Source organism: Streptomyces sp. NPDC043908, from assembly GCF_056435525.1.
Genome location: NZ_JBWKEI010000012.1, coordinates 37400 through 63601, shown reverse-complemented (window position 1 = coordinate 63601; position 26202 = coordinate 37400). Strand labels below are relative to the sequence as shown.

Below are 26202 nucleotides of genomic sequence, written 5' to 3'. Positions count from 1 at the left end.
CGATCACGTCGGAGGTGCGAGCGGGTTCGGGACGGTGCCCGCGACCGCCGCGTGCGGGCGCTCGGGGCGGTCCCGGTAGCCGTCCAGATGCAGCCGGTTGCGGTTGAGGCAGAGCCGCTCGATCCGGGGCGTGAGCAGGTCGAACATCTCGTACCGCTCCTTGAGGTCGGGGAACCGGGCCTGGTGGCGCAGGATCTCCTCCCGCACCAGCGCCCAGAAGTCGTCCTGCGTGACGCCCAGTTGCTCCTCGCACAGCGGCGCGAGATAGCGGAATACCCCGACGAAGAGGCCGGAGTGGATGAACTGGGTGAGGAAGGACGGCGGCTCGGTCAGCAGGACGGCGCGTACGTCCTCGGGCATGGAGTCGTGCTCGGGCAGCGGCTCCGCGCTGACGTTCACGTCGTCCACGAAGTCCTTGATCGCCAGACGTACGGGCACGTCGTGCTGGTCGAAGACGACGATCGCGTTCTCGCCGTGGGGGGAGAAGACCGTCCCGTAGCGGTAGAGGAACCGCAGCAGCGGCGGCAGCAGCGCGCCGAAGAGCCGGCGCAGCCAGATCTGGGGGGCGAGGCCGGAGCGGGCGACGAGCTCGGCGGTGAAGGCGCGCCCGCGCGGGTCGGTGTGGAGCAGCGAGGCGAGCGTACGCGCGCGTTCGCCCCCCGCCAGCCGGCTCTGCAACGGCTCGCGCCAGATCGCCCCGAGCAGCTCCTTGTACTGGTACGGGACCTCGGCGAGGTGGTCGTACAGCGGGTGCTCGACCGCCACGGAGGCCACCTCTCCGAGCAGGATCACCCCGCACTCGTCGCGCAGGAACGGATCGGCGTCGCACAGGGCCTGCATCCAGGCCGTGACGGCGGGGGCGGCGAGCGTGCGCTCGGTCGGCAGGCCCCGCCACACGAGCGTGTTCAGGATGGACAGCGGCAGCTTCACGGTGTGCCGCTCGGGGCGCGAGGTGTTGAGGAAGGTGCGGATGGACTGCTGCGGGAGCCGCAGGTCGGCGTCGCCCGGCAGCGGGACGATCGCGCCGTCGGCGACGGCCGGCGCGAACAGCGGCAGGACCACCTCGTCCCACTGCCAGGGGTGGACGGGCAGGTACAGATACTTCTCGGGGGCGAGTCCCCGCGCGCGCAGCGCGGCGGTGAAGGCCTCGCGGACCTCGGGGTCGAGCTCCCGGGCGTAGAGCCGGTCGGGGGTGGCGAGGGCGGTGACGCCGCGGTAGCGGGCGAGGTCGGTGCGGACCGCGATCCAGGGCAGCGGCGCGGCCTGGCGTGCCTCGGGGGCCCAGCGGGCGGCGTCGGCCGCCGAGAACCCGACCCGGCCCTTGTTCAGGACGAGCCAGGGGTGCCCGGTCTGGTGGCCCTCCAGCTCCGCGTACCCGAGCTCCGCGAGGCGGGCGGCGGACAGGGCGGTGTGGTCGAGGCGGGTGTCGGCGGCGAGGGTGGCCGTCAGCTCGCCGACGAGGTGGCCGAAGGTGGCGCCGTCGAGTCCGAGGGTGCGGCGGGCCCGCGTGAGGAAGGCGAGCGGGTCGGTGAAGGGCCGTCCGTCGTGGTGGACGGAGTCGGCGTCGACGAGCCAGTCGTCGTACGCGCCGCGCCGGGCGCGGAAGGAGAGGGCGGTGCCGTCGTCCAGGGGCTGGGTGTAGCTGCCGGGTTCCCGCCGGGGGCCGTCCGCCCCCCGGGGTCCGTCCGGTCCGGGGCCCTCCCCGCCGTCCCGGCGCGCGACCGGCTCGATGATCCCTTCGTACGCGAAGGACCCGAGCATCTTGGCGAGCAGGCGGCGGGCCGCGCGGTCCCAGGTGTCGCGGTTCAGCTCGGGCGGGACGAGCAGGTCCTCCCGTTCGTCGGAATCATCGGGGACAAGCGGGTTCGGCAAGGCGACTCCTCGGGGTGGAACCGGTGCGGTTCGAACGGTATGGAGGACAGCGGGTGGTGCCCGCCGGCTCGCGGCGGGTTCACAGCAGGTTCCTGAGCACGCGGTCGCGGACCATGAGGGCGGCCCGCTTGTCCGGCAGGTCGACTTCCGCGGAGAACCGGAACCCGGCGCTCAGGAACGCCGAGACGGACGGGGTGTTGCGCAGGTCGGGCTCGGCGACCACACGGGGGCAGAGCGGCCGGTTGTCGAGGACGAGATCGGCGACGGCCCGCAGCAGGGCGGTCCCGACGCCCCGTCCGCGATCGGCGACACCACCGACGAGGAGGTGGATGCCGGTGTCGTGCGGACGCGCCGGGTAGTGCCGGGCGAGCGGGTCGAGATCGGCGCGGTAGATCTCCCAGTAGCTCATCGGGACGCCGTCGAGCAGACCGAGGCACGGCACGCTCCGCCCGTCGCCGTCGAGTTGGGACCGCAGATGGGCCGCCGTGACGGAGTCGGGCCCCGCCAGCTCCCAGAAGGCGGCCACGGCCGGGTCGTTCATCCAGGCGCTCAGGAGGGGGAGGTCCCGCTCGACGCGGACGGGAACGAGGTGGAAGACGCCGACGGGGGTGGTGACCGGTCCCCACTCCTCCGGGCGGTCGAGCAGGCCGTCCCCGCGCGGGCGGGAGGCGAAGGGCGAGACGAGGGGTGACGTGAAGGGATGCGGGGAGGCGGGGACGGGGATGGCCGGGTTCGCGATGGCGGGAGACGCGACGAGGGGTTCCACGGCCTCGCCCTCGCCCACCCCGCCCTCGGCCGCCCATCCCCCGTCGTCCAGGAGGTCACCGTCCAGCGCTTCGGCGGTCACGGCCTCGGCGGCCTCGGTGGCCTCCGTGGCCTCGGCCCGAACGTCCCACCCCTCGGGGGCGCCGCCCTTACCCCCGCCACCGCCCTCACCGCCGCTCTCCGCCTCCACCGCGCCGCTCACGTCCGCCCGCGACTCCCCGAACAGCGCGACGAGTTCATACGGCAGTCGCATGTCCAGCGTGTCCTCGCCGTCGCCGGGCTGGGGGGTGGGACCGGCTCCGGCGTCGGTGCTCGCATCGGTGGGAGGCACGGCGACGCTCCTCTCTCGTCAGTCGGCGGTGTGGGGGGATGAGGTTCCGGTGGAGTGGAGGGGGTTGGCGATGGTGACGTACACGGACTGGGTGTCGACGGGGCCGACGAGTTCGTCGAGGCCGTGCAGCCGGGTCATGAGGTTGGCCTTGCAGCGCAGGGTCGGGCTGTCCAGCAACTGCGCGGGGAGCGGCGAGCCGAGCGCGGTGGCCCGGGTCAGGAACTGCCGCAGGGCGGCGAGGAGCACCCGCTCGTCGGCGAGGCGCTGGGCGCCGAAGGCGCCGACGAGCCCGAGGACGTTGTTGATGCCGAGGTAGTACGCGAAGCGCTCGTCGGTGACGGCGTCGGAGACGAAGGTGTCGCTGGTGGCGCCGACCCCGGGCAGCCGGTGTTCCAGGGCGTCCCGGAAGGACTCGCGGAAGTAGTAGCCCTGGTTGTCGCGGTAGCGTCCGCCGACGGGCCAGCCGTCGGGGTCGAGCAGGACGAGGGTGTTCTGCTGGTGGGCCTCCAGCGCGATCCCGGCCGTGGCGTCCAGCCAGAGCACGGGGCGGACGACCTGGTCGAGGTAGCGCAGGAACCACTCGGCGGCCACGGCCGGGGCCGGCCGGCCGGTGCGGGCGGCGAGCCCGGCGACGAGGTCCGCGAGCCGTGAGCGCATCGCGGTCCCGGGGCGGCCGGGCAACGGACGCGGCGAGGTCAGGGCCGCGATGCAGACGGCGTCGTCGCTGGGGCCGAAGGGGTTGTGCCGGATCACCACGTCGAGGCCGGGCACCGGCCGGCCGTCCGGGGTGTCGACGGCGAGCCAGGCCGGGTCGCGGACGATGTCGAACCCGGGGTGGACGGCCTGCCACTGCTCGGCGAGGCCGGAGCGCAGCAGCCGGTGGACCTCCACGCCCCGGTGGAGCTCCTTGCGGAGGTTCTCCCGGCGGGAGTTGGTGATGCGCAGCCCGAGGGAGAGCTTGAGCATGGCGTCGGCGCCGGGGCGGTGCACCGTCCGTACGGAGGAGGTGGGGTGCCAGGGTTCGCCGTACGGGCCGAGGTCGCGCAGGAGCCCGGCGTCGAGCAGTTCGGCTACGGCCGGCCGGTGGGTGACCTCGCGGGCCTGCCAGGGGTGCAGGGGCAGCGCCACGGCGTTCGCCGGGACGGCGAGCCCGGCGGCGAAGCGGGCGGTGAGCTCCTCGGCGGTGGCGGGCCTGCCGCCGTCGGTCCACGCGGAGTCGGCGGCGAGGACAGTACGGTCGACGGCCATCCAGTGGAGCGGGAAGGAGCCGTACAACTCCGGCGAGTAGCAGCGCAGTTCCGCGTCGGAGAGGCCTTCGCGGCTCTTCGGGGTGGGGTGGAGGGGGTGGCCGAGGAGGAGGGACTGCTCGGCGGAGAGGAAGAGGTCGGCCTCGTCGGCGGGGCCCGGGTCGCCGCGCCGTTCGGCGATGAACTCCGCGGTGCGCCGCACCGAGTCGGCGACGCGGCCCACCAGGTCGGCGCCCTCGCCACGGCCCGACTCGCGGTTGATCAGGGCGGCGACGGTGACGGCGTCGACGGCCGGGGCCCCGTGCGGCGCGCCCTCCAGCTGCGGCGCGCCGAAGCGGTGCCAGCCGGTGGCGGACCAGTACCGGACGGGGACCAGCAGGGCGGTGCCGCTGGCGCGCAGCGGGATGCGCAGCAGGGGTCCTCCGGGCGCGCCGAGGTCGTTCTCCCGTACCCAGCAGCGGAGCAGGTTCTCGACGGCCGCGGCCTCGGCGGCGGCTCCGGGGTCCGGGTGGTCCAGCGGCTCCCCCTCCGGGTGCTCGTGCCCCCGGGCCCCGTGGAGGTCCGGCCGGGCCGGGTCGTCGGCCGTCAGCCGCTCGCCGTGGATCCCCGCCTTCTGGCGCGGCACCGTCTCTGCCACGAGGGGGCCGCAGGGGGCGGTGGGACGGCCGGGGCCGTCGGGCGCGTCGGGCGCGGGGGTGCGGTTCACGGTGGGCTTCCTTGGGTGGGGGGCCGGGTCAGCGGGAGGGCCCGGTGTCGGGGCGGTGGCGGGGGGCGCGCTCGGCGGCGGCGAGGGCGTCGGCCAGCCGGTCGAGGACGGCGACCGCCTGTTCGTCGGTGAGGGTGAGGGGAGGCAGCAGCCGGACGACGCTGGAGTGGCGGCCGCCGAGCTCGACGATGAGGCCGCGGCGCAGGCACTCCCGCCGGACGGCGGTGGCCAGTTCGGGCGCGGGGACCGCAGTGCCGGTGCGGGGGTCCTCCTGCTCGGGGTCGACGAGCTCGACGCCGATCATCAGGCCCCGGCCGCGGACGTCCCCGATGCCGCGGTGGTCCGCGGCCAGGCCCTGGAGCCGGGCGAGCATCCGGGCGCCGAGCAGGGCGGCGCGTTCGGCGAGCCGGTTCTCGCGGACGAAGGCGAGGGTCGCGGTGCCCGCGGCCATGGCGAGCTGGTTGCCCCGGAAGGTGCCCGCGTGCGCGCCCGGCTCCCAGAGGTCGAGGTCGTCGCGGTAGACGATCACGGCGAGCGGCAGGGAGCCGCCGATGGCCTTGGACAGGACCATCACGTCGGGCACGATCCCGCTGTGCTCGACGGCCCAGAAGGCGCCGGTGCGCCCGACGCCGGTCTGCACCTCGTCGGCGATGAGGGGGATGGAGCGGGCGGCGGTGATCTCCCGCATCCGGCGCATCCAGGAGTCGGGCGCCGGGTTCACCCCGCCCTCCCCCTGCACCGGTTCGACGATCATCGCGGCCGGGGCGGGCACCCCGCCCTTGGGGTCGTCGAGCAGGCTCTCGGTCCAGCGGGCGGCGAGCTCGGCGCCGCGCTCGCCGCCCACGCCGTACGGACAGCGGTAGTCGAGCGGGTAGGGCAGCCGGGTGACCCGGGCGGTGGAGGCGCCGCCGGAGGCGTCGAGGGCGCCGGCCGTCATGCCGTGGTACGCCCCGGTGAAGGCGAGCAGCCCGCCGCGGCCGGTGGCGGTGCGGACCAGTTTCAGCGCGGCCTCGACCGCGTCGGTGCCGGCGGGGCTGCAGAACTGGATCCGCGCGCGGTCGGCCAGCGCGCGCGGCAGGGTGGTGAACAGCTCGGTGGTGAAGGCGTCCTTGACCGGGGTGGCCAGGTCGAGCGCGTGCAGCGGGGCGCCGGAGTCGAGGACCTTGCGGATGGCTTCGAGCACGACCGGGTGGTTGTGGCCGAGGGCCAGGGTGCCCGCGCCCGCGAGGCAGTCGAGGTAGCGCCGCCCGTCGGCTCCCTCGATGGTCAGTCCGCGGGCGCGCACCGGCACGATCGGCAGCGAGCGGGCGTACGTCCGGGCGGCCGACTCGCGCAGGGACTGCCGCCGCAGGATCCCCTCGTGGGCGGGCGGGGTCCGCGGCGATGTGGTCGGAAGCTCGGCCGACGGTGGCACCGGCGCGGATTCGGTCACGGCCACGAGTTCTGGTCCTCCCACGGTGGGCGCTGCGCTGTGCGTGCCAGCTCCGTGCCGGGAGCCTGTGACGGTTCCGTGGCACGTCCGTTGCCCGGTGCGAACGGCGGGGCTGAAGGCTGGCGCGTTGTCCCCCGTACGTACCAACGACGGCGGGGCCGGAGGAGCACGGGTGACCGTGAAGATCCTTGCGGAGCGGAACCACGGCCCTGCCGCACACCGTCCCCACCGGCACCGGCATAGTGGGGGCCGCGCTTCGGCCGGTGGTTTCCGGCCGGGGCGGGTGGGCCGACGGCTCCGAGAGGGCCGGCGGTTCGCTTCAGTAACGGCAGGCGGTGGAGCAACGGTGGCTGCACCGCGCATCAGCACTTTCAGTACCGAAGTCCCAGGGGGATCACGAACATGCGACCGACACGTCCGAATTCCGCGGCACGTGGGGGGAAGGGCGCGCGTCGGCGCACCTCCCCGGTGCTGGCCGCGCTCGGCCTCACGGCCGCCCTGGCCCTGACCGCCACCGCGTGCGGTCCGGGCGACGACAAGGCCGACGCCAAGCCGACCGCCTCGGCGACGAGCGGCGACGACGGCCTCCAGATCCCGGACGACATCAAGGACCGGCTCAAGAAGCACGGCATCGACCCGGACAAGTGGAAGAACGGCGAGTGGAAGAACTGGGAGAAGTCCAAGTGGCTGCGTGAGGCCAGGGACTTCGTCAACCCGATCATCCAGGACCTGTGGGACCCGGACCGGATGCGCAAGGCCGAGAAGCCCCCGCAGAAGCCCGTCCCCAACGACATCTCGGGCGACAAGGGCGTGACGGACCCGACCCCGAAGCCCGTCAGGGCGCGGGCCCAGAAGGCTCCGTACCACGAGAGCCTGCCGGAGCTCGGCAAGCTCTTCTTCGACGGCCCCCAGGGCTCGATGGTCTGCTCCGCGACCGTCGTGAAGGACCCGGCGCACCCGGGCAAATCCAACATGGTGTGGACGGCGGGCCACTGCGTCCACGCGGGCGCGAAGGGCGGCTGGTACCGCAACATCGCGTTCGTCCCCTCGTACAACAACGCCGACATGTCGCTCGCGCAGCTGCGCAAGGCGACCCGTCAGCAGATAGCGCCGTACGGCGTGTTCTGGGCGGACTGGGCGCAGACCTCGCAGCAGTGGATCCAGGGCGGCGGCCCGACCGGCGGCCAGGGCGCGCCGTACGACTTCGCGGTGCTCCACGTCACCCCCGAGAAGAACAAGGGCGGCAAGTCCCTGGAGGAGACCGTGGGCGCGGCCCTGCCGGTGGACTTCAACGCCCCGGCCGTGCCGAAGATCGCGAGCATGACGGCGAACGGCTACCCGGCCGCGCCGCCGTACGACGGCCAGAAGCTGTACCAGTGCAAGGACAAGCCGGGCCGGCTCTCGCTCGACGCCGGTGCCCCGACGATGTACCGCCTGGGCTGCACCATGACCGGCGGCTCCTCCGGGGGCGGCTGGATCGCGGCGGGCGCCGACGGCAAGCCCGCGCTGGTCTCCAACACCTCCATCGGCCCGGTGACGGCCGGCTGGCTGGCGGGTCCGCGCCTGGGCCCGGAGGCCAAGGGCGTGTACGACTCGGTCAGCGCCAAGTACGCGGGCCGCTAGGCTCGCGGGGTCCGGGAGCTCTCCACGAGAGCTCCCGGACCTGCGTACGAGTCCCCCACGTGCCGACGGCATAGTGGGGGGTCGCGCGACGGCGGTCCCGGAAGACCCCGTCGCCCTTATGACATGCCCATGGCGGCACGCTCTCCCGGCGTGCCGCCCGGCATGAGCGGCAGAACACGGTACGAGCAATCTCAGGGGGAATCGTTTCCATGCGATCCATACGTCCGCTGCTGGCCTCCACCGGCCTCGCGGCGGCACTCGCGCTGACGGCCACCGCCTGCGGCCCCGGCGACGACGGCGCGGACGGCAAGCCGTCCGCGTCCAGCACCGCCCCGGGCAAGGACGGCCGGGGCCTTCCCGACGACGTCGCCGGCGCCCTCAAGAAGCACGGCGTCGACCTCGACAAGTGGAAGAACGGCGAGTGGAAGAACTGGGACAGGTCCACCTGGCTGCGCGAGGCCAAGGACTTCGCCAACCCGGTCATCGCCGGACTGTGGAAGCCCGAGCGGATGAAGTCCGCCAAGGACCCGCAGAAGACCATGGCCACCGGTGACGTCAACGGCGACCCCGGCATCAGCGACCCGGAGCCCCGGCCGGTCAGGGCCAAGGCCGAGAGCCTGCCCTACCACGACTACGCCGCCCCGGTCGGCAAGGTCTTCTTCGACTCCCCCAAGGGCTCCATGGTGTGCTCGGGCACGGTCGTGAAGGACCCCGCCCACCCGGGCAGGTCGAACCTCGTGTGGACCGCCGGCCACTGCGTCCACGCGGGCGCCCAGGGCGGCTGGTACCGCAACATCGCCTTCGTCCCGGCCTACAACGACCAGGGCAGGTCGGCCGCGCAGCTGCGCACCGCCCAGTCGCAGGAGATCGCCCCCTACGGCGCGTACTGGGCCGACTGGGCCTCCACCTCCGGCGAGTGGATCAACGGCGGCGGTCCCACCGGCGGCAGCGGCGCCCCGTACGACTACGCCGTGCTGCACGTGAAGCCCGAGCGCGGCACCAAGTCGCTGGAGGAGACCGTCGGCAACGCGCTGACCGTCAACTTCTCCACGCCCGCCGCGCACTCCGTCTCCGCGATGGGCGCCTGGGGCTACCCGGCGGCGCCGCCGTACGACGGCCTCAAGATGTTCAAGTGCGTCGACCGCCCCGGCCGGCTCTCGATCGCGCCCGCGACGCCCGCGATGTACCGCATCGGCTGCACCATGACCGGCGGTTCCTCGGGCGGCGGCTGGTTCGTCAAGGGGAGCGGCGGCAAGGCGGAGCTGGTCTCCAACACCTCGATCGGCCCGGTCACCTCGGGCTGGCTGGCCGGACCGCAGCTGGGCGACGGCGCCCGGCAGATCTTCACGCAGATGAGCCGGAAGTACGGCGGCAGGTAGCACCCTGACGCCCGACGGCTGACGACGCCGAGGCCCGCCCCCTCGTACGGAGGGGACGGGCCTCGGTCCGTCGGTGCGCGGGGCCGGGACGGCGCCCGGCCCGCGCGCGGTCAGTGCTTGGCCGGGACGTACGGAGCGAGCTCCGCCGCCAGCACCTCGTGCACCCGCGCCTTGAGCAGCGTGCCCTCCGGGGTGTGCTCCTCGGAGATCACCTCGCCCTCGGCGTGTGCCCGCGAGACGAGCTGTCCCTGCGTGTACGGCACGAGGGCCTCGATCTCGACCTCGGGGCGCGGCAGTTCGGCGTCGATGATGCCGAGGAGCTGCTCGATGCCCATGCCCGTACGGGCGGAGACCGCGATGGAGTGCTTCTCGATCCGCAGCAGGCGCTGGAGGACCAGCGGGTCGGCCGCGTCCGCCTTGTTGATCACCACGATCTCGGGCACGTCGAGCGCGCCCACGTCGCGGATCACCTCGCGCACGGCGGCCAGCTGCTCCTCCGGGGCCGGGTGCGAGCCGTCCACCACGTGCAGGATCAGGTCGGAGTCGCCGACCTCCTCCATGGTGGACCGGAACGCCTCGACCAAGTGGTGCGGCAGGTGCCGGACGAACCCGACGGTGTCGGCCAGGGTGTAGAGCCGCCCGCTGGGGGTCTCGGCCCGGCGCACGGTCGGGTCGAGGGTGGCGAACAGCGCGTTCTCCACCAGCACGCCCGCGCCCGTGAGGCGGTTGAGCAGCGAGGACTTGCCGGCGTTGGTGTACCCCGCGATGGCGACCGAGGGGACCTTGTTGCGACGGCGCTCCTGGCGCTTGATCTCGCGGCCGGTCTTCATCTCCGCGATCTCACGGCGCATCTTCGCCATCTTCTCGCGGATACGGCGCCGGTCCGTCTCGATCTTGGTCTCACCGGGACCACGGGTGGCCATGCCGCCGCCGGACGAACCGGAGCCGCCACCACCCATCTGCCGGGACAGCGACTGGCCCCAGCCGCGCAGCCTGGGCAGCATGTACTGCATCTGGGCCAGCGAGACCTGTGCCTTGCCCTCACGGGACTTGGCGTGCTGGGCGAAGATGTCGAGGATCAGGGCGGTCCGGTCGACCACCTTGACCTTGACGACGTCTTCCAGATGGATCAGCTGGCCGGGGCTGAGCTCACCGTCGCAGACGACGGTGTCGGCGCCGGTCTCCAGGACGATGTCCCGCAGCTCCTGCGCCTTGCCGGAGCCGATGTACGTGGCCGGATCGGGCTTGTCACGGCGCTGGTAGACGCCGTCGAGCACCATGGCGCCCGCCGTCTCGGCGAGGGCCGCGAGCTCGGCCAGCGAGTTCTCCGCGTCCTTGAGTGTCCCCGTGGTCCAGACGCCGACCAGCACGACGCGCTCCAGGCGCAGCTGGCGGTACTCGACCTCGGTGACGTCTTCCAGCTCGGTGGAGAGGCCCGCCACGCGCCGCAGGGCGGCGCGCTCGGAGCGGTCGAACTGCTCGCCGTCCCGCTCACCGTCGATCTCGTGGCTCCAGGCGACGTCCTCTTCCATCAGGGCATCGGCCCGAAGGCTCTCGGTGCGGTTCTTCTCCGCGAAGCTCTGCTCGTCCTGGGAAGGGGATGAAGAGGAGGTCATTGGATCCTTACGTCGTTGGAATTGCGGTTATGCCGGTCACAACGCGTAGTGGACCCGAAAGATTCCCGGACGGAATCCGATCCCGGCGGCGCCGCCGACCCGACGATGGTCGCACGGTGCCGCCCGGGCCGTCATCCCGGTTTTCCGGGGCCCTAGGGCCTGGGCGCGGGCACGCGTTCCGCGACCGGCGCGGCGGCGTGCCAGTCCGGGTGCCCGGGCATCGGCGGCGTCTTCGTCCCGTACAGCCACTCCTTCAGGAACGGCCCCAGATCGCGTCCGGTGACCTCGGACGCCAGGCTGACGAAGTCGGCGGTCGTCGCCGTGCCGTCCCGGTGCTCGCCCACCCAGCGCCGCTCCACCTCGCCGAAGCTCCGCACCCCGATCTCCTGCCGCAGCGCGTACAGCACCAGCGCGCTCCCGTCGTAGACGACCGGCCGGAAGATGCTGATCTTCTGTCCGGCGGCCGGCGGCTTGGGGGCGGCGGGCGGCCCCCCGGCGGCGCGCCAGCCGTCGGACTGGCGGTAGGCCTCGCGCATCCGCGTCTCCATCGACCGGTTGCCGTGCTCCTGCGCGTACAGCGCCTCGTACCAGGTGGCGTGCCCCTCGTTGAGCCAGAGGTCGGACCACGCGCGCGGGGAGACGCTGTCGCCGAACCAGTGGTGTGCCAGCTCGTGGACCATCACCGAGTCCACGTACCACTCGGGGAAGCCGGGGCGGACGAACAGCGAGCGTTCGAAGAGCGACAGCGTCTGGGTCTCCAGCTCGAACCCGGTGTCGGCGCCGGCGATGAGGACGCCGTACGTCTCGAAGGGGTACGGCCCGACCTGCTTCTCCATCCAGCTGATCTCGGCGGGCGTCCTGCGCAGCCAGCGCGCCAGGCGCTCGCGGTCGGCGGCCGGGACGACGTCGCGCAGGGGCAGCCCGTGCGGCCCCTCGTGGCGCACCACCGCCGAGCGGCCGATGGAGACCTGGGCGAGCTCGGTCGCCATGGGGTGTTCGGTGCGGTACGTCGAGACGGCGCGGGCGCCCGTCCGCGTCCGGCCGGCCTCCAGGCCGTTGGCGACGACCGTGTACTCCTGGGGCGCGTCCACCCGGATGGTGAACATCGCCTTGTCGGAGGGGTGGTCGTTGCAGGGGAACACGCGGTGCGCGGCGTCGGCCTGGTTGGCCATGACGAGGCCGTCGGTGGTGCGCACCCAGCCGCCGTCGTCGCCCGCGCGCGGGTCGCTGGTGTGCCGGACGGTGATCCGCAGCTCCTCTCCCGGGTACACCGGGCGGGGCGGGGTGATCACCAGGTCCTCGTCGGCACTGGCGAACTCGGCCTGCTGCCCGTTGACGTCGACACCGCGGACGGTGCCGCGCGCGAAGTCCAGGTTGATGTGCTCCAGCCAGCCGGTGACGCGCGCGTCGATGGTGGTCACGGCCTCCAGCGGCTTGCTGTTGTCGCCCTGATAGGTGAATCCGATGTCGTACGCGAGGACGTCGTACCCCGGATTGCCCAGATGCGGGAAGAGCCGGTCGCCGATCCCGGCCGGGGCGGGCGGGGGCGGGGCGGCGGCCAGGACACAGGCCGCCGCGGCGGCCAGCACAGCGGCACGCACACGGCGTGAGGAGAGCAGCATGCCCTACCGCTACCAGTCCGCCGCGCGAGGTCGGGGCCGACGCGCACCACCTCCACCCGAACGAGCGTCGGCCCGTCGCCTCAGCCCGCCGCGGCCGGGTGCTGCGCCCGGCTCACGTCGTAGACGCCGGGCACGTCGCGCATCACGCGCATGAGACCGGGCAGTTCGGCGGCGTCGGCCAGCTGGAGGGTGTAGGTGTGCCGCACCCGCTGCTCGCTGGGCGGCTCGACGGTCGCGGAGACGATCGCGGCGCCCGCGGTGGCGATCGCCTCGGTGAGGTCGGCGAGCAGCCGCGGCCGGCCGAACGCCTCGGCGACCAGGGTGACCCGGCAGGCGGCGGTGTCGCCCCAGCGCACCCCGACCCTGGCCCGGCCCAGCGTCGTCATCCGGGCCACCGCCGGGCACTCCTCGCGGTGGACGGTCACGGCGCCGCCGCGCACCGCGAAGCCGGTGACCGCGTCCGGCGGCACCGGCGTACAGCACCCCGCGAGCCGTACCGTCGCGCCCGGCAGGTCGGTGACGGCGTTGGCGGCGCTGCGCCGGTCGGTGGTGACGGACATCTGCGGGCGGGGCGCCGCGGCCGGGATCTTGACCCCTTCGGGGTGGGCGGCGAGCCAGCCGGTGATGGCGATCCGCGCGGCCGGGGTCCTGGCGTGGTCGAGCCAGTCCGGGGAGGGCCCGGAGGCGGCGTCCTGGGCGAGGAGCAGCTGCACGGTGTCGCCGTCGCTCAGGACGGTGCTCAGCGTCGCCAGACGGCCGTTGACGCGCGCGCCGATGCAGCCGTGGGCGTCCTCGCCGTACTGCGCGTAGGCGGCGTCCACACAGCTCGCCCCGGCCGGCAGGGGGAGGGTGCGGCCGTCGGAGCCGAAGACGGTGATCTCGCGGTCCTGTGCGAGCTCCTCGCGCAGGGAGGACCAGAAGGTGTCGGGGTCCGGCGCGTTCTGCTGCCAGTCCAGGAGGCGGGAGAGCCAGCCGGGGCGGGTGGGGTCCTCGCGCTCGTCGGCCGCCGGGTCGGCGCCGTCGCCGGGCCCGCCCCCCGCATACGGGTTGCCCAGCGCGATGACACCGGCCTCGGCCACCTTGTGCATCTGGTGGGTGCGGATGAGGACCTCGGCGACCGCGCCGCCGGTGCTCGCGACCGCCGTGTGCAGCGACTGGTAGAGGTTGAACTTGGGGGCGGCGATGAAGTCCTTGAACTCCGAGATCACCGGGGTGAAGCAGGTGTGCAGCTCGCCGAGGACCGCGTAGCAGTCGGCGTCCTCGGCGACCAGGACGAGCAGTCGGCCCAGGTCGGTGCCGCGCAGCTCCCCGCGTTTGAGGTGGACGCGGTGGACGGAGACGAAGTGCCGTGGCCTGATCATGACTTCGGCGCTGATGCCCGCCTCGCGCAGGACGGCCCGGACGCCGTCCGCGATGGTGGTCAGCGGGTCCTCGGTGCCCGAGTTGGCCGCGATGAGCGCGCGGGTGTGCTCGTACTCCTCGGGGTGGAGGATGGCGAAAACCAGATCCTCCAGTTCGGTCTTGAGGGCCTGCACCCCGAGCCGTTCGGCCAGCGGGATCAGCACGTCGCGGGTGACCTTCGCGATCCTCGCCTGCTTCTCCGGGCGCATCACGCCCAGGGTGCGCATGTTGTGCAGCCGGTCCGCGAGTTTGATCGACATCACACGGACGTCGTTGCCGGTGGCGACGAGCATCTTGCGGAACGTCTCGGGCTCGGCCGCGGCTCCGTAGTCGACCTTCTCCAGCTTGGTGACGCCGTCGACCAGATAGGTGACCTCCTCGCCGAACTCCGCCCGCACCTGATCGAGGGTCACCTCGGTGTCCTCGACGGTGTCGTGGAGCAGGGACGCGGTCAACGTGGTGGTCTCGGCGCCGAGTTCGGCGAGGATCAGGGTGACGGCCAGCGGATGCGTGATGTACGGCTCGCCGCTCTTGCGGAACTGGCCGCGGTGGGACGTTTCCGCCAGGACGTACGCGCGGCGCAGCACCGCGAGGTCGGCGTCGGGGTGGTGGGCCCGGTGCGCCTCGGCGACGTGCCCGATGGCGTCGGGCAGCCGGTCGCGGGAGGCGGGGCCCAGCAGGGCGGCCCGGCCCAGCCTGCGGAGGTCGATCCTGGGGAGGCCGCGTCGGCGACTCTGCGCGTCAGGATTCGTGGCCTCTGCACTCATGGGGGCACCTCCGGCAGCATCGACCGGCGGTGGAAAGGCAGGCGTGCCCTCCGGGCCGGTGCTTGATGCTACCGACCCCACCACGTGGCGCAGTCCGGCTCTCGCTCAGCGTGAACCGGATCACCCATTCGAGCGAAGGTTCAGGCCACAGCCGTTTCAACCGTCGCCAGGAGCGCCGGGTCGATCACACCTTCCGCGACGATCACGGCCGGCCCGGTCATCTCGACCTCGCCGTCGGGCAGCTCCGTGATGATCAAGGTCCCGCCGGGCAGGTCCACCCGGTACGTCACGGGGGCGCCGGTGACGGCGGGGTCGGCGCCGTCCCTGCGCGCCGCCGCCACGGCCACCGCGCACGCGCCCGTGCCGCACGAGCGGGTCTCGCCGGAGCCACGCTCGTACACCCGCATCGCCACGTGGCCGGGGCCCCGGTCGACGACGAACTCGATGTTCACGCCCTCGGGGTAGACGGCGGCCGGGCTGTACGCCGGCACCGAGCGCAGCTCGCCCGCGTGGGAGAGGTCCTCGACGAAGGCGACCGCGTGCGGGTTGCCCATGTTCACGTTGCGGGCGGGCCAGCTGCGGCCGTCCACCTCCACGGTGACGCCCTCCTCAAACAGCCGTGCGCGGCCCATGGAGACCGTGATGTCGCCGCCCTTGGCGAGGTGGACCTTCTTGACTCCGCCCCGGGTGGCGACCGCGAGGTCGCCCTCCTCGACGAGCCCGGCACGCCGGAGGTACCCGGCGAAGACCCGCACGCCGTTGCCGCACATCTCCGCGATCGAGCCGTCCGCGTTGCGGTAGTCCATGAACCACTCGGCCTCGTCCGCCATGGCCCTCGCCTCGGGGTGGGCGGCGCTGCGCACGACGTGGAGCAGCCCGTCGCCGCCGATGCCGGCCCGGCGGTCGCACAGGCGCGCGACGGTGGCGGCGGGCAGCTCGACCGCGTTGTCCGGGTCCGGGAGGATCACGAAGTCGTTCTCGGTCCCGTGGCCCTTGAGGAAGGTGAGAGGCGAGGTGGTGTTCACGCCGCCCATCGTACGGGGGCCCTCGGACAACGGGCCGGGCGCCGGGGAGACGGGACCGGGCCCGGGCGGGGGGCGCGGCGGCAGGGCTCGGGGGCAGTGAGGCCCGTCCGGCGGGTTGGGGGCGGCGGCTTCCGGAAGGGCAGACCCTGGGAGCGGCAGCCCCGGAACGGCAGACCCTGGGAGCGGCAGACCGGAGCGGCGGACCCCAGAAGCGGTGGGGCTTCAGCGCAGCCGGGCGACGCGCCAGACGGCCAGGGCCACCACCACGGCCAGGCCCGCCACGTACAGCCCGATGACGCGCCAGTCGGGGCGCCCGCCTGAGCCGCGCGCGGGCAGTCCCGGCCAGGTGTAGCCGACCCGGCGGGCGGCCATCAGGCCCCAGCCGGCGGCGCAGCAGCTGATCAGGAGGCCGAGCATGGCCACGACCGGGCCGCCGTCGCCGAACTCGAAGGCGAGCGGGAAGGCGAACATCAGCGAGCCCATGGCGGCGAGCGTCACGATCGGGGCGAGCTGCCAGATCCGCAGCCTGCGCTGCGGACGGATCTCGACCTCGACCTCGCCGCCCTCGGCGAGCACGCCCTCGTCCTGCGGCCCGTCGGGGGTGAGCCCGACGGCTCCCGGGACGGTCGGGCCCAGGGCGCCGACGCTCAGCTCCGCGGGGCTCGGCTCCGGGGCGTCGCCGTGGGCGGGCTCCCGTCCGGCGTCGCTCACGTCCGGCCCTTCCGACACTGCCGTCACTTCCGAAGGACCCGGTCGCGCGGACTCGTCCCGCGTTCCGTGCTCTCTGTCGCGAGGGCCGGCCTCCATCGCCACGCGCCCTCCCCACTCGGACTCCACTGGTCGATCGAGGTCGATGATGGCACGCGCGCGGGTGCCTCAATGACCGGCGGTGCGTCCCGATGCCATCACGTGATCAGGCTGTGACCGCTCGTTCGACCAACGTCAGCGCCTGCCCCGGGAGTTCCCGGCGATGCTCGGCGGCGCCGCTGAGCCAGTGCACGCGCGGGTCCCTGCGGAACCAGGAGTCCTGGCGGCGCGCGAAGCGCTTGGTGGCGCGGACCGTCTCGGCGCGCGCCTCCTCCTCGGTGCACTCCCCCGCGAGCGCCGTGAGCACCTGCTGGTAGCCCAGCGCGCGCGAGGCGGTGCGTCCCTCCCGCAGCCCCTGGGCCTCCAGCGCGCGCACCTCGTCCACCAGGCCCGCCTCCCACATCCGGTCGACCCGGAGGGTGATCCGCTCGTCGAGCTCGGGGCGGCCCACGTCGACCCCGATCTGCACGGTGTCGTACACGGAGTCGTGGCCCGGCAGGTTGGCCGTGAACGGCTTGCCGGTGATCTCGATGACCTCCAGGGCCCGCACGATCCTGCGGCCGTTGCTGGGCAGGATCGCGCGCGCCGCCTCGGGGTCGGCCTCGGCCAGGAGCCGGTGCAGCGCGCCCGGCCCGTCCTGCTCCAGCTCCCGCTCCAGCCGCGCCCGCACCTCGGGGTCGGTGCCGGGGAAGTCGAGCACGTCGATCGCGCCGCGCACATAGAGGCCGGAGCCGCCCACGAGGACGGGGGTGCGGCCCTCGGCGAGCAGCCGGTCGATCTCGGCGCGGGCGAGCCGCTGGTACTCGGCGACGCTGGCGGGCTCGGTCACGTCCCAGATGTCCAGGAGGTGGTGGGGCACGCCGCCGCGCTCCCGCGGCGTCAGCTTGGCGGTGCCGATGTCCATCCCCCGGTAGAGCTGCATCGAGTCGGCGTTGACGACCTCGCCGCCGAGCTGCTGGGCCAGGAAGACACCCAGATCGGACTTTCCGGCCGCGGTCGGACCGACGACGGCGATGACCCGCGGTGCGGGAGCTGCAGTTCTCACGGTCACAGTCTCGCAAACCTCGGCGGCCGTCCCCGAACGAGCTACGTGACGGGGCGCATCCGGGTTCGTTGCCTGTTGCGAGGTTCCGACCGCCGGTCTGCCGAACCGGTGCCCCCGGCCGCCGCAATGAGGCGCTCCGGATGGGGTGGGATTTCGCCCACACGAGTACGCTATGGAGTTGATATGGGCGTTTTTTCGAGGTTTCGCCGTAAGGCGGTAGAGGCGTCGACCGAGGAGGCCCCGTCCGCCACCGCGACGGCCGAGGCCGAGGAGGCCGTCGAGGCCGGGCCGGAGGCCGCCGCTTCCACGGAGGAGCCCGAGCCCGCCGCGGAGGCCGCGCCGACGGAGGCCGCCGAACCGGCCGCCGCCGAGGGCATGGAGATCCCCAAGCAGCAGTCGGCGGAGGAGGCGGCGGACAACGAGGCGGGCGAGAGCGCCCGGAAGTAGCGCGGCGTACGAGGACGGCGGCGGCACCCCGCCCCCGTCGGCCTGATCACCTCGGAGACGGCCGTGGAGCACTCGCGCTCCGCGGCCGTCCCCGTGTGCGCCGACGGGGTCGCGCCCTCGCCGGGCCCCGCGTCGTGCCGCTCGCCGCTCTGGTCACGGCCGTCCCCGTGTGGCCCGCCCCTGCGCAAGGCCGCGCGCCGCCCTGACGCGGGCGCCCGCCTCGGGCCGGCGCCGGCCCGGTACCCCCGACGCGCCCTCAGGACCAGACGGCCACGAAGTACCCCACCCCGTACGGCGCGTCCTCGTACAGCAGCCGGCCCTCCAGGCCCGCGCCCTCGGCGGCGCCCGCGAGCACCTGCCAGGGCGCCCGGCCCGCCGCCTTCAGTTCGTACGCCAGCTCCGCGTCCAGCTCCAGCAGCGCGCGTGTGTCGGCGGCGCCCAGCGCGTTCGCCACCCCCTCGTCGAAGGCCGCGGCACGCTCGTCGAGGTAGCCGGGGGCCTTCAGGGTGCGGCAGGCACTGCCGTCGCCCATCACCAGCAGGGCGACGCGGTCCGCCCGGGCGGGCAGGCCCCGGCCCACGTCGGCGCAGCGCGCGGCCTCCAGCGGCTCACCGACCCCGAGGCCCTCGACCGGGGCGTCCGACCAGCCGGCACGTTCCAGCAGCCACGCGCCGACGGCGAGGGAGGGCGGCAGCTCGCGGGCGGTGCCGTCCGGCTCGCCCGGCGCCGGGCCGAGGGTCACGCGCAGGTCCACGCCGAAGGGCGCGAAGGACCCGGGCGCGCCCTGGGGGTGCGGGCCGCGGGCCGCCTGCTCGGCGGGGCCGACCACGACGAGCAGGTCGGGCCGGGAGGCGGCCAGCAGGCCCACGGCGTCCGCGCAGGCGTCCCGCGCGGCGTCGAGTTCGGGCGCGGCGCCGGAGGCGACCGCGGGCACCAGCAGCGGCGGACAGGGGCAGACGGCGGCGGCTACGAGCATGATCCGCAGCGTAGTGGGTGCGTCCCCCCGCGGCCCGGCACGGGCGGCGCGAACCGGCCACGCGCGCGGGGACGGGCCGAGGATGGCCCGCCGGAGCGACTGGGCGACGATGAACCGGCCCCGCGCACGGACGGACCGCCCGTCCCCGAAAGCCCTTCCGTGCGCGCGTGGGCGGACCTCCCGCGTGCCTGGAAGGACCGCCCGCCTCCGGCCCTGGCCGGAGACGAACGCCGCCCCACGCGCGCGTGGAGACGCGTCAGACGACGCTGCACCCGCCCGTCGCGGCCGGCAGCGGCTCGGGGACGCCGATCTTCGGCAGGCCGAGCAGCACTCCGGCGGGCTGGGCCGGGGCCGCGTTGCGCTTCTCCCAGGCGTCGCCCGCGCGGGTGCGGCGCACCGCGGTGGTGGGGCCCTCCGCCAGCAGGTGGTGCGGGGCCGCGTAAGTGATCTCCACGGTCACCACGTCGCCGGGCCGCACGTCCTGCTCCGGCTTGGTGAAGTGCACCAGGCGGTTGTCGGGGGCGCGGCCGGACAGGCGGTGGGTGCTGCCGTCCTTGCGGCCCTCGCCCTCGGCGACCATGACCTCCAGGGTCCGGCCGACCTGCTTCTTGTTCTCCTCCCAGGAGATCTCCTCCTGGAGCGCGACCAGGCGCTCGTAGCGCGCCTGCACGACCTCCTTGGGGATCTGCCCCTCCATGGTCGCCGCGGGGGTGCCGGGGCGCTTGGAGTACTGGAAGGTGAAGGCGTTCGCGAAGCGGGCCTCGCGGACCGCGTGCATGGTCTGCTCGAAGTCCTCCTCGGTCTCGCCGGGGAAGCCCACGATGATGTCGGTGGAGATGGCCGCGTGCGGGATGGCGGCGCGGACCTTCTCGATGATCCCGAGGAAGCGCTCCTGGCGGTACGAGCGGCGCATCGCCTTCAGGATGGTGTCCGAGCCGGACTGGAGCGGCATGTGCAGCTGCGGCATCACGTTCGGCGTCTCGGCCATCGCGGCGATGACGTCGTCGGTGAAGTCGCGCGGGTGGGGCGAGGTGAAGCGGACCCGCTCCAGGCCCTCGATCTTCCCGCAGGCGCGCAGCAGCTTGGAGAAGGCCTCGCGGTCGCCGATGTCCGAGCCGTACGCGTTGACGTTCTGGCCGAGCAGCGTGATCTCGGAGACGCCCTCGGCGACCAGCGCCTCGACCTCGGCGAGGATGTCACCGGGCCGGCGGTCCTTTTCCTTGCCGCGCAGCGCGGGGACGATGCAGAAGGTGCAGGTGTTGTTGCAGCCCACGGAGATGGAGACCCACGCCGCGTAGGCGGACTCGCGCCGGGTGGGCAGCGTCGAGGGGAACGCCTCCAGCGACTCGGCGATCTCGACCTGCGCCTCTTCCTGGACGCGGGCGCGCTCGAGCAGCACCGGCAGCTTGCCGATGTTGTGCGTGCCGAACACGACGTCCACCCAGGGGGCCCGCGCGACGATGGTGTCGCGGTCCTTCTGGGCCAGACAGCCGCCGACGGCGATCTGCATCCCGGGCCGCTTCGTCTTCATCGGGGCGAGGCGGCCGAGATTGCCGTACAGCTTGTTGTCGGCGTTCTCGCGCACCGCGCAGGTGTTGAAGACGACGACGTCCGCGTCCCCGTCGCTGCCCTCGGGCGCGCGTACGTACCCCGCGCCCTCCAGGAGGCCGGACAGCCGCTCGGAGTCGTGCACGTTCATCTGGCACCCGTAGGTGCGCACCTCGTACGTTTTCAAACCCTCTACCTCGCTCATCTCGTACACCAGGGTACGAGGTCGCACCGACAGGCCGTCCCGCCTTCCCCGACCCCGGGCCTGGCCATCACGGGGAGTGAGCTGGCAGGATCGCGCCATGCTCCAGGCCCTCCCCCGTGTCAGCCGCCGCCGTGCCCTCCAGGGGGCGGTCGCGGCCCTGGTCGCGTTCGGGCTGCTGCTGTGGTGGCTGCTCTCGGTGGGGGGCTCGCCGCCCTCGGGGACGATCACGTTCAGTACCGGTGTGCGGACCGGGGTCTACCAGCGGTACGGCGAGCTGCTGGAGCGGGCCCTCGCCGACGACCTGCCCGAGGTGGACGTCCGGCTCCAGACCAGCGAGGGCTCGCAGCAGAACCTCAAGCGGGTGGCCACCGGCCAGGCGGACTTCACCATCGCGACCGCCGACGCGGTGGCCAAGTACCTCCGCGACGGCTCCACGGGCGCCGGCCGGCTGCGCGGCTGCGCCCGGCTCTACGACGACTACGTCCAGCTCGTGGTGGACCGCGATTCCCCGGTGCGCACCACGGCCGACCTGCGCTCCAAGCGCGTCGGCATAGGGCAGCCCGGGTCGGGGGTGCGGCTGCTCGCGGAGCGGCTGATGACCGCCGCCAAGCTGGATCCGGCGCATGACATCACGCCGGTGTCGGCGGGCATCGACACCATGCCGGAGCTGCTGCGGGCCGGGAAGATCGACGCGTTCTTCTGGTCGGGCGGCCTGCCCACCACCGCGGTGCTGCGGCTGTCCCAGCAGGACCAGATCCGTCTCGTCCCGCTGGGCGACCTGGTCACCGCGCTGCACGCCGCGGACGGCCTCACCGGCTTCTACCGGGCCGCGACCATGCCCGCCGACGCCTATCCGCAGGCGCAGCGGGGCGCCGCCGTGCCGACGATCGCCGTGGCGAACCTGCTGGTCACCACGGACCGTACGGACCCGGGCCTGACCGAGGAGTTCACCCACACGGTGATCCGCAGCCGGGACGCCATCGGACGCGAGGTGCACGCCGCGCAGCTGGTGGACCTGCGCACCGCGATCTACACGGAACCGCTGCCGCTGCACGACGGCGCCCGGCGCTACTACCTGTCGACCAAGCCCTGAACCGGGGCGCGGGCCCGGACCGCGCTCCCCAGGCTCTCAGCCCGTCGGTGAGGTGCGCGGCACCCTGAGCGTCACCCGCAGGCCGTGCGGGGTGTGATGGGCGTACGTGATGGTGCCGCCGCCCGCCGCCAGCAGGGTCCGCGAGATGGACAGGCCCAGGCCCGAGCCCTTGACGTTCTGGTGCCGGCCCGCGCGCCAGAAACGGTCACCGACCCGGCTCAGTTCGTCGTCGGTCAGACCGGGTCCGCGGTCGGTCACGGTGATCATCGAGTGGTCCCCGTCGGCGGCGACGGAGACCGTGACCTCCTCACCCGCGGGGGTGAACTTCAGTGCGTTGTCGATGACGGCGTCCAGGGCGCTGGAGAGCGCCACCGGGTCCGCCCAGGCGGTGACGGCGGCCCGCCGCTCGGTGAGCCGCACGCCCTTGTCCTCGGCGAGCGGACGCCAGGCCGCCACCCGCTCGCCGGCCAGCGCGCCGATGTCGGTGAGCCGCAGGTCCGCCTCGGCGTGCTCGGCCAGGGCCAGGCCCAGCAGGTCGTCGAGGACCTGGGCCAGGCGCTTGCCCTCGGCGCGCACCGAGGCGATCTCCTCGTTCCCCTCGGGCAGTTCGAGGGCGAGCAACTCGATGCGCAGCAGCAGCGCGGAGAGCGGGTTGCGCAACTGGTGGGAGGCGTCGGCGACGAAGGCGCGCTGCTGGTCCAGCACGTCCTCGACGTTGTCGGCCATCTCGTTGAACGAACGGGCCAGCCTCCGCAGTTCCGGGGGACCGCCGGCGACCGCGACCCGTGACTTCATGCGCCCGGTCGCGATGTCGTGGGTGGCCGCGTCCAGGACGCGTACGGGCCGCAGCACCCAGCTGGTGAGCCGGAAGGCCGCGCCGACCGCGAGCAGCATCGCCGCCACCTCGCCGGCCGCGATCAGCAGCCAGCCGCGCAGCACCGCCGAACGCATGTGTCCCGTGGGCGAGTCGGTGACCACCACGGCGATCACGTCGCCCTCGCGCACCACCGGGGAGGCCACCACGAGCCGTCCGAGCTGCCACGGCCACACCTGGGGCGGATCGTGGCTCCTGCGGCCCGCCAGCGCCTCCTGGAAGGCGTCTTGGCCCTTGCCCTCGTCCGGCACGCCCCAGCCCTCGGGGGCGCTCGCCATGGCGGCGCCGTTGCGGAAGAAGACGCCCGCGCGGATCCCGTACAGCTCGTGGTAGCGGGCCAGTTCCTTCTCCAGGGTGGCCAGGCGCTCCCTGCTGCTGGTGTCCTTGTCGTCGACGGCGGTGACGAACTGGGCGAGCGCGGCGAAGCGCGCGGTGTCGTCGATCCGGTCGACGACGACCTTCTGCTGCTGGGCGGAGGCCACGCTGATCGCGAGCGGGAAGCCCAGCGCCACCAGGACGAGGGCGAGCAGGAAGATCAGCAGCGGCAGGAGTCGCGTACGCACCTGGGGTGTCGGGCCTTACAGCGCGGCCGGGGCGACGAGCCGGTATCCGACGCCGCGCACGGTCTCGATCAGGGCGGGCATCCGCAGTTTGGAGCGGAGCGAGGCGACGTGCACTTCCAGGGTGCGCCCGGTGCCCTCCCAACTGGTCCGCCACACCTCGCTGATGATCTGCTCGCGCCGGAAGACCACTCCGGGCCGCTGGGCGAGCAGGGCGAGGAGGTCGAACTCCTTGCGGGTGAGCTGGACGCTCTCGCCGTCGACGCTGACGCGCCGGGTGGGCAGTTCGATCTCCACGGGCCCCAGCCGCAGGGCGACCGCCGGGACGGCCCCGCTGTCCTCGCCCGCGGTGGTGCGGCGGCTGACGGCGTGGATGCGCGCCAGCAGCTCGCCGGTGTCGTAGGGCTTGACCACGTAGTCGTCGGCGCCGAGGTTGAGGCCGTGGATGCGCGAGCGCACGTCCGCGCGCGCGGTGACCATGATCACCGGCGTGGCGGTGCGCTTGCGGATCTTCCCGCAGACCTCGTAGCCGTCCTGGTCGGGCAGCCCGAGGTCGAGCAGCACGACGGCGAAGGGCTCCTTGGGGGCGCGGTCGTCGGGCAGCAGCGCCCGCAGCGCCTCCTCGCCGTTGCGCGCGTGCACGACGGCGAAGCCGTGCCTGGCGAGCACGGCGGACAGGGCCGCGGCGACATGGTCGTCGTCCTCGACGAGCAGCAGTCTCATCGTCCCCCTTCCGTAGTCGTCGCCAGGCATGTACTCCCGCATCCACGCCCATGCCGCGGGTGTGCGTCAAGGGGGCACCCACCGGAGCGCGGTATCCGTTACGGAGCCGGTATTGCGCGGCGCGCCCCCTTCACGGAGAGTGCCACCCCGCTACCGGATCGTGATGCTCAATTCTCGCTCAGATGTAATGACGCTGGTCGCAGCGGCGCACTACGTTCCTCCCCAACCGAGGAAGAGCGGAGCTGGAAGCCGATGAGCGGAGTATCAGTGACCAAGGACGTCCAGGACGCGGCACCCGCGTCGGGCGACCTGGTCGTGCTGAGCGGCGTCAACAAGCACTTCGGCGCGCTGCACGTGCTCCAGGACATCGACCTGACGATCGCGCGCGGCGAGGTCGTGGTCGTGATCGGACCGTCGGGGTCCGGGAAGTCCACGCTGTGCCGCACGATCAACCGCCTGGAGACCATCGACTCCGGGTCGATCACCATCGACGGGAAGCCGCTGCCCCAGGAGGGCCGCGAACTGGCCCGGCTCCGCGCCGACGTCGGCATGGTCTTCCAGTCGTTCAACCTCTTCGCGCACAAGACCGTGCTGGAGAACGTCATGCTGGGCCAGACCAAGGTCCGCGGCACGGACAAGAAGCAGGCCGAGGAGAAGGGCCGTGCCCTGCTCGACCGGGTCGGCGTGGGCACCCAGGCCGACAAGTACCCGGCGCAGCTGTCCGGCGGACAGCAGCAACGTGTCGCCATCGCGCGCGCGTTGGCGATGGACCCGAAGGTCATGCTCTTCGACGAGCCCACCTCCGCGCTCGACCCGGAGATGATCAACGAGGTCCTGGAGGTCATGCAGCAGCTGGCGCGCGACGGCATGACGATGGTCGTCGTCACCCACGAGATGGGCTTCGCCCGCTCCGCCGCCAACCGCGTCGTCTTCATGGCCGACGGCCGGATCGTCGAAGAGGCCGTGCCCGAGCAGTTCTTCAGCAACCCGCGCAGCGACCGGGCCAAGGACTTCCTGTCGAAGATCCTTCACCACTGAGGCTGCCGAGGACCCGGAGCGGCCGCACGCGCCGCTCCTCCCCGACGGGCCGACGGCCCCCCATCTGAGCGATTCAAGCGATACGAGGGATGTTCACATGAAGCTCCGCCAGTCCGCCGCCTTCGCGGCGATCGCTGTGCTCGCGCTGACCGCGACCGCCTGTGGCGGCAAGTCGGGTTCCGCGGGCGACAAGCAGGCCGCCAAGCCCGGCCAGTCGGGCGCCCCGCAGCTGCCCACGTACACCGTCGCCAAGGACGTCGCCCTCGACTCCCCGACGTTCAAGTCCGCCAAGGCCCGCGGCAAGCTGATCATCGGCGCCAAGGCCGACCAGCCCTACCTGGGCTTCCAGGACCAGGCGACCAACGAGCGCTCCGGCTTCGACATCGAGCTCGCCAAGATGATCGCCGCCGACCTGGGCTTCGGCAAGGACCAGATCGAGTGGAAGACCGTCGACTCCGGCGTCCGTGAGACGGCCATCTCCAAGGGCCAGGTCGACTACTACGTGGGCACCTACACGATCAACGACAAGCGCAAGAAGCTCGTCGGCTTCGCGGGCCCGTACTACAAGGCCGGCGCCGACCTGCTGGTCCGCAAGGACGAGACGGCGATCACCGACAAGAGCACGGTCAAGGGCAAGAAGGTCTGCTCGATCGTCGGCTCCACCCCGCTCCAGGAGATCAAGAAGCCCGAGTACGGCGCCAAGGTCGTCGAGCTCGCCAAGTACTCGGACTGCGTCCAGCAGCTGCTGACCAAGCAGGTCGACGCGGTGACCACCGACGACTCGATCCTCAAGGGCTACGCGGCCGCCAACTCCGGCAAGCTCAAGGTCACCGGCCACCCCTTCACGCAGGAGCCGTACGGCGTCGGCATGAACAAGGACGACAAGGCGCTGCGCGACTTCGTCAACGACGCGATCGAGAAGCACGTCAAGGACGGCACCTACAAGAAGATCTACGAGGCGACGCTGGGTCTGTCCGGCGCCGGCTACGTCGAGCCGCCGGCCGTCCAGCGCTACTGATCCGGTGCCACCCGTCCGGGTGGCACCGAGTCGGCGCGGTTGACCGCGCCGCCGCCGACCCCGCCGGCCGAGCCGCCCTCCA

20 protein-coding genes are annotated in these 26202 nt (G+C 73.2%); 6 read left to right on the top strand and 14 right to left on the bottom strand.

Translation table 11 applies throughout. The features are described 5' to 3' along the window. Positions 1 to 3 precede the first annotated feature (3 nt). From AC069K_RS25325 to AC069K_RS25310, 4 genes are all read right to left on the bottom strand, one after another. A complete protein-coding gene (locus tag AC069K_RS25325) occupies positions 4 to 1761 on the bottom strand; it encodes an IucA/IucC family protein (protein WP_478620456.1) in 1758 nt (585 codons plus the stop codon). A gap of 190 nt (positions 1762 to 1951) precedes the next feature. Beyond that, on the bottom strand, positions 1952 to 2656 hold the full coding sequence (locus AC069K_RS25320; RefSeq protein ID WP_478620453.1) for a GNAT family N-acetyltransferase: 705 nt from the start codon (positions 2654 to 2656) through the stop codon (positions 1952 to 1954). Between the two features lie 330 nt (positions 2657 to 2986). Next, the gene (locus AC069K_RS25315; protein ID WP_478620145.1) at positions 2987 to 4921 is read right to left on the bottom strand and encodes an IucA/IucC family protein; all 1935 of its coding nucleotides are present in this window, start codon (positions 4919 to 4921) and stop codon (positions 2987 to 2989) included. A 28-nt stretch (positions 4922 to 4949) separates the two neighbouring features. Continuing rightward, positions 4950 to 6359, bottom strand: a complete 1410-nt coding sequence (locus AC069K_RS25310; RefSeq protein WP_478620143.1) for a diaminobutyrate--2-oxoglutarate transaminase family protein — start codon at positions 6357 to 6359, stop codon at positions 4950 to 4952. A 396-nt stretch (positions 6360 to 6755) separates the two neighbouring features. Here AC069K_RS25310 and AC069K_RS25305 point away from each other — a divergent pair, with 396 nt between their 5' ends. Next, a complete protein-coding gene (locus tag AC069K_RS25305) occupies positions 6756 to 7976 on the top strand; it encodes a trypsin-like serine peptidase (RefSeq protein WP_365108700.1) in 1221 nt (406 codons plus the stop codon). Positions 7977 to 8185: 209 nt separating this feature from the next. Continuing rightward, a complete protein-coding gene (locus AC069K_RS25300) occupies positions 8186 to 9355 on the top strand; it encodes a trypsin-like serine peptidase (protein ID WP_478620140.1) in 1170 nt (389 codons plus the stop codon). Positions 9356 to 9465: 110 nt separating this feature from the next. Here the strand turns inward: AC069K_RS25300 and hflX are convergent, their stop codons facing one another. The 6 genes from hflX to miaA all read right to left on the bottom strand — a co-directional run bounded on the left by hflX (position 9466) and on the right by miaA (position 17638). Continuing rightward, entirely contained in the window at positions 9466 to 10971 is a 1506-nt protein-coding gene (gene hflX / locus AC069K_RS25295; protein ID WP_358833849.1) for a GTPase HflX, read from the bottom strand. A gap of 152 nt (positions 10972 to 11123) precedes the next feature. Then, the gene (locus AC069K_RS25290; protein WP_478620135.1) at positions 11124 to 12593 is read right to left on the bottom strand and encodes a M1 family metallopeptidase; all 1470 of its coding nucleotides are present in this window, start codon (positions 12591 to 12593) and stop codon (positions 11124 to 11126) included. A gap of 80 nt (positions 12594 to 12673) precedes the next feature. Then, positions 12674 to 14761: a RelA/SpoT family protein gene (locus tag AC069K_RS25285; protein ID WP_478620132.1), complete on the bottom strand. Its 2088-nt coding sequence runs from the start codon at positions 14759 to 14761 to the stop codon at positions 12674 to 12676. Positions 14762 to 14901: 140 nt separating this feature from the next. Further along, positions 14902 to 15786: a diaminopimelate epimerase gene (gene dapF / locus AC069K_RS25280; protein WP_478620129.1), complete on the bottom strand. Its 885-nt coding sequence runs from the start codon at positions 15784 to 15786 to the stop codon at positions 14902 to 14904. A gap of 222 nt (positions 15787 to 16008) precedes the next feature. Next, positions 16009 to 16593 (bottom strand): hypothetical protein, encoded by a 585-nt coding sequence (locus AC069K_RS25275; RefSeq protein WP_478620126.1) that lies wholly within the window; start codon positions 16591 to 16593, stop codon positions 16009 to 16011. A 106-nt stretch (positions 16594 to 16699) separates the two neighbouring features. After that, positions 16700 to 17638, bottom strand: coding sequence for a tRNA (adenosine(37)-N6)-dimethylallyltransferase MiaA (gene miaA, locus AC069K_RS25270; RefSeq protein WP_365108719.1), 939 nt, complete (start codon positions 17636 to 17638; stop codon positions 16700 to 16702). A 183-nt stretch (positions 17639 to 17821) separates the two neighbouring features. On the opposite strand from miaA, the gene AC069K_RS25265 reads away from it, so the two are divergent. Beyond that, on the top strand, positions 17822 to 18085 hold the full coding sequence (locus AC069K_RS25265) for a hypothetical protein (protein WP_365108722.1): 264 nt from the start codon (positions 17822 to 17824) through the stop codon (positions 18083 to 18085). Positions 18086 to 18341: 256 nt separating this feature from the next. Here the strand turns inward: AC069K_RS25265 and AC069K_RS25260 are convergent, their stop codons facing one another. Both AC069K_RS25260 and miaB read right to left on the bottom strand, forming a co-directional pair. Then, positions 18342 to 19061 (bottom strand): class III extradiol dioxygenase subunit B-like domain-containing protein, encoded by a 720-nt coding sequence (locus AC069K_RS25260; protein WP_358991324.1) that lies wholly within the window; start codon positions 19059 to 19061, stop codon positions 18342 to 18344. Positions 19062 to 19317: 256 nt separating this feature from the next. After that, positions 19318 to 20814 carry a tRNA (N6-isopentenyl adenosine(37)-C2)-methylthiotransferase MiaB gene (gene miaB, locus AC069K_RS25255; RefSeq protein WP_365108725.1) on the bottom strand — a complete coding sequence of 499 codons (1497 nt, stop codon included), beginning with the start codon at positions 20812 to 20814 and terminating at the stop codon, positions 19318 to 19320. Positions 20815 to 20911: 97 nt separating this feature from the next. On the opposite strand from miaB, the gene AC069K_RS25250 reads away from it, so the two are divergent. Next, a complete protein-coding gene (locus AC069K_RS25250; RefSeq protein WP_478620121.1) occupies positions 20912 to 21907 on the top strand; it encodes a TAXI family TRAP transporter solute-binding subunit in 996 nt (331 codons plus the stop codon). Positions 21908 to 21943: 36 nt separating this feature from the next. On the opposite strand, the gene AC069K_RS25245 is transcribed toward AC069K_RS25250, so the two are convergent. Beyond that, a complete protein-coding gene (locus tag AC069K_RS25245; RefSeq protein ID WP_365108729.1) occupies positions 21944 to 23344 on the bottom strand; it encodes a sensor histidine kinase in 1401 nt (466 codons plus the stop codon). A 15-nt stretch (positions 23345 to 23359) separates the two neighbouring features. After that, positions 23360 to 24064: a response regulator transcription factor gene (locus AC069K_RS25240; RefSeq protein WP_358834130.1), complete on the bottom strand. Its 705-nt coding sequence runs from the start codon at positions 24062 to 24064 to the stop codon at positions 23360 to 23362. A gap of 252 nt (positions 24065 to 24316) precedes the next feature. On the opposite strand from AC069K_RS25240, the gene AC069K_RS25235 reads away from it, so the two are divergent. Both AC069K_RS25235 and AC069K_RS25230 read left to right on the top strand, forming a co-directional pair. After that, positions 24317 to 25102 carry an amino acid ABC transporter ATP-binding protein gene (locus AC069K_RS25235; protein ID WP_358834131.1) on the top strand — a complete coding sequence of 262 codons (786 nt, stop codon included), beginning with the start codon at positions 24317 to 24319 and terminating at the stop codon, positions 25100 to 25102. A gap of 97 nt (positions 25103 to 25199) precedes the next feature. Then, positions 25200 to 26120, top strand: a complete 921-nt coding sequence (locus AC069K_RS25230; protein ID WP_365108733.1) for a glutamate ABC transporter substrate-binding protein — start codon at positions 25200 to 25202, stop codon at positions 26118 to 26120. Positions 26121 to 26202 lie beyond the last annotated feature (82 nt).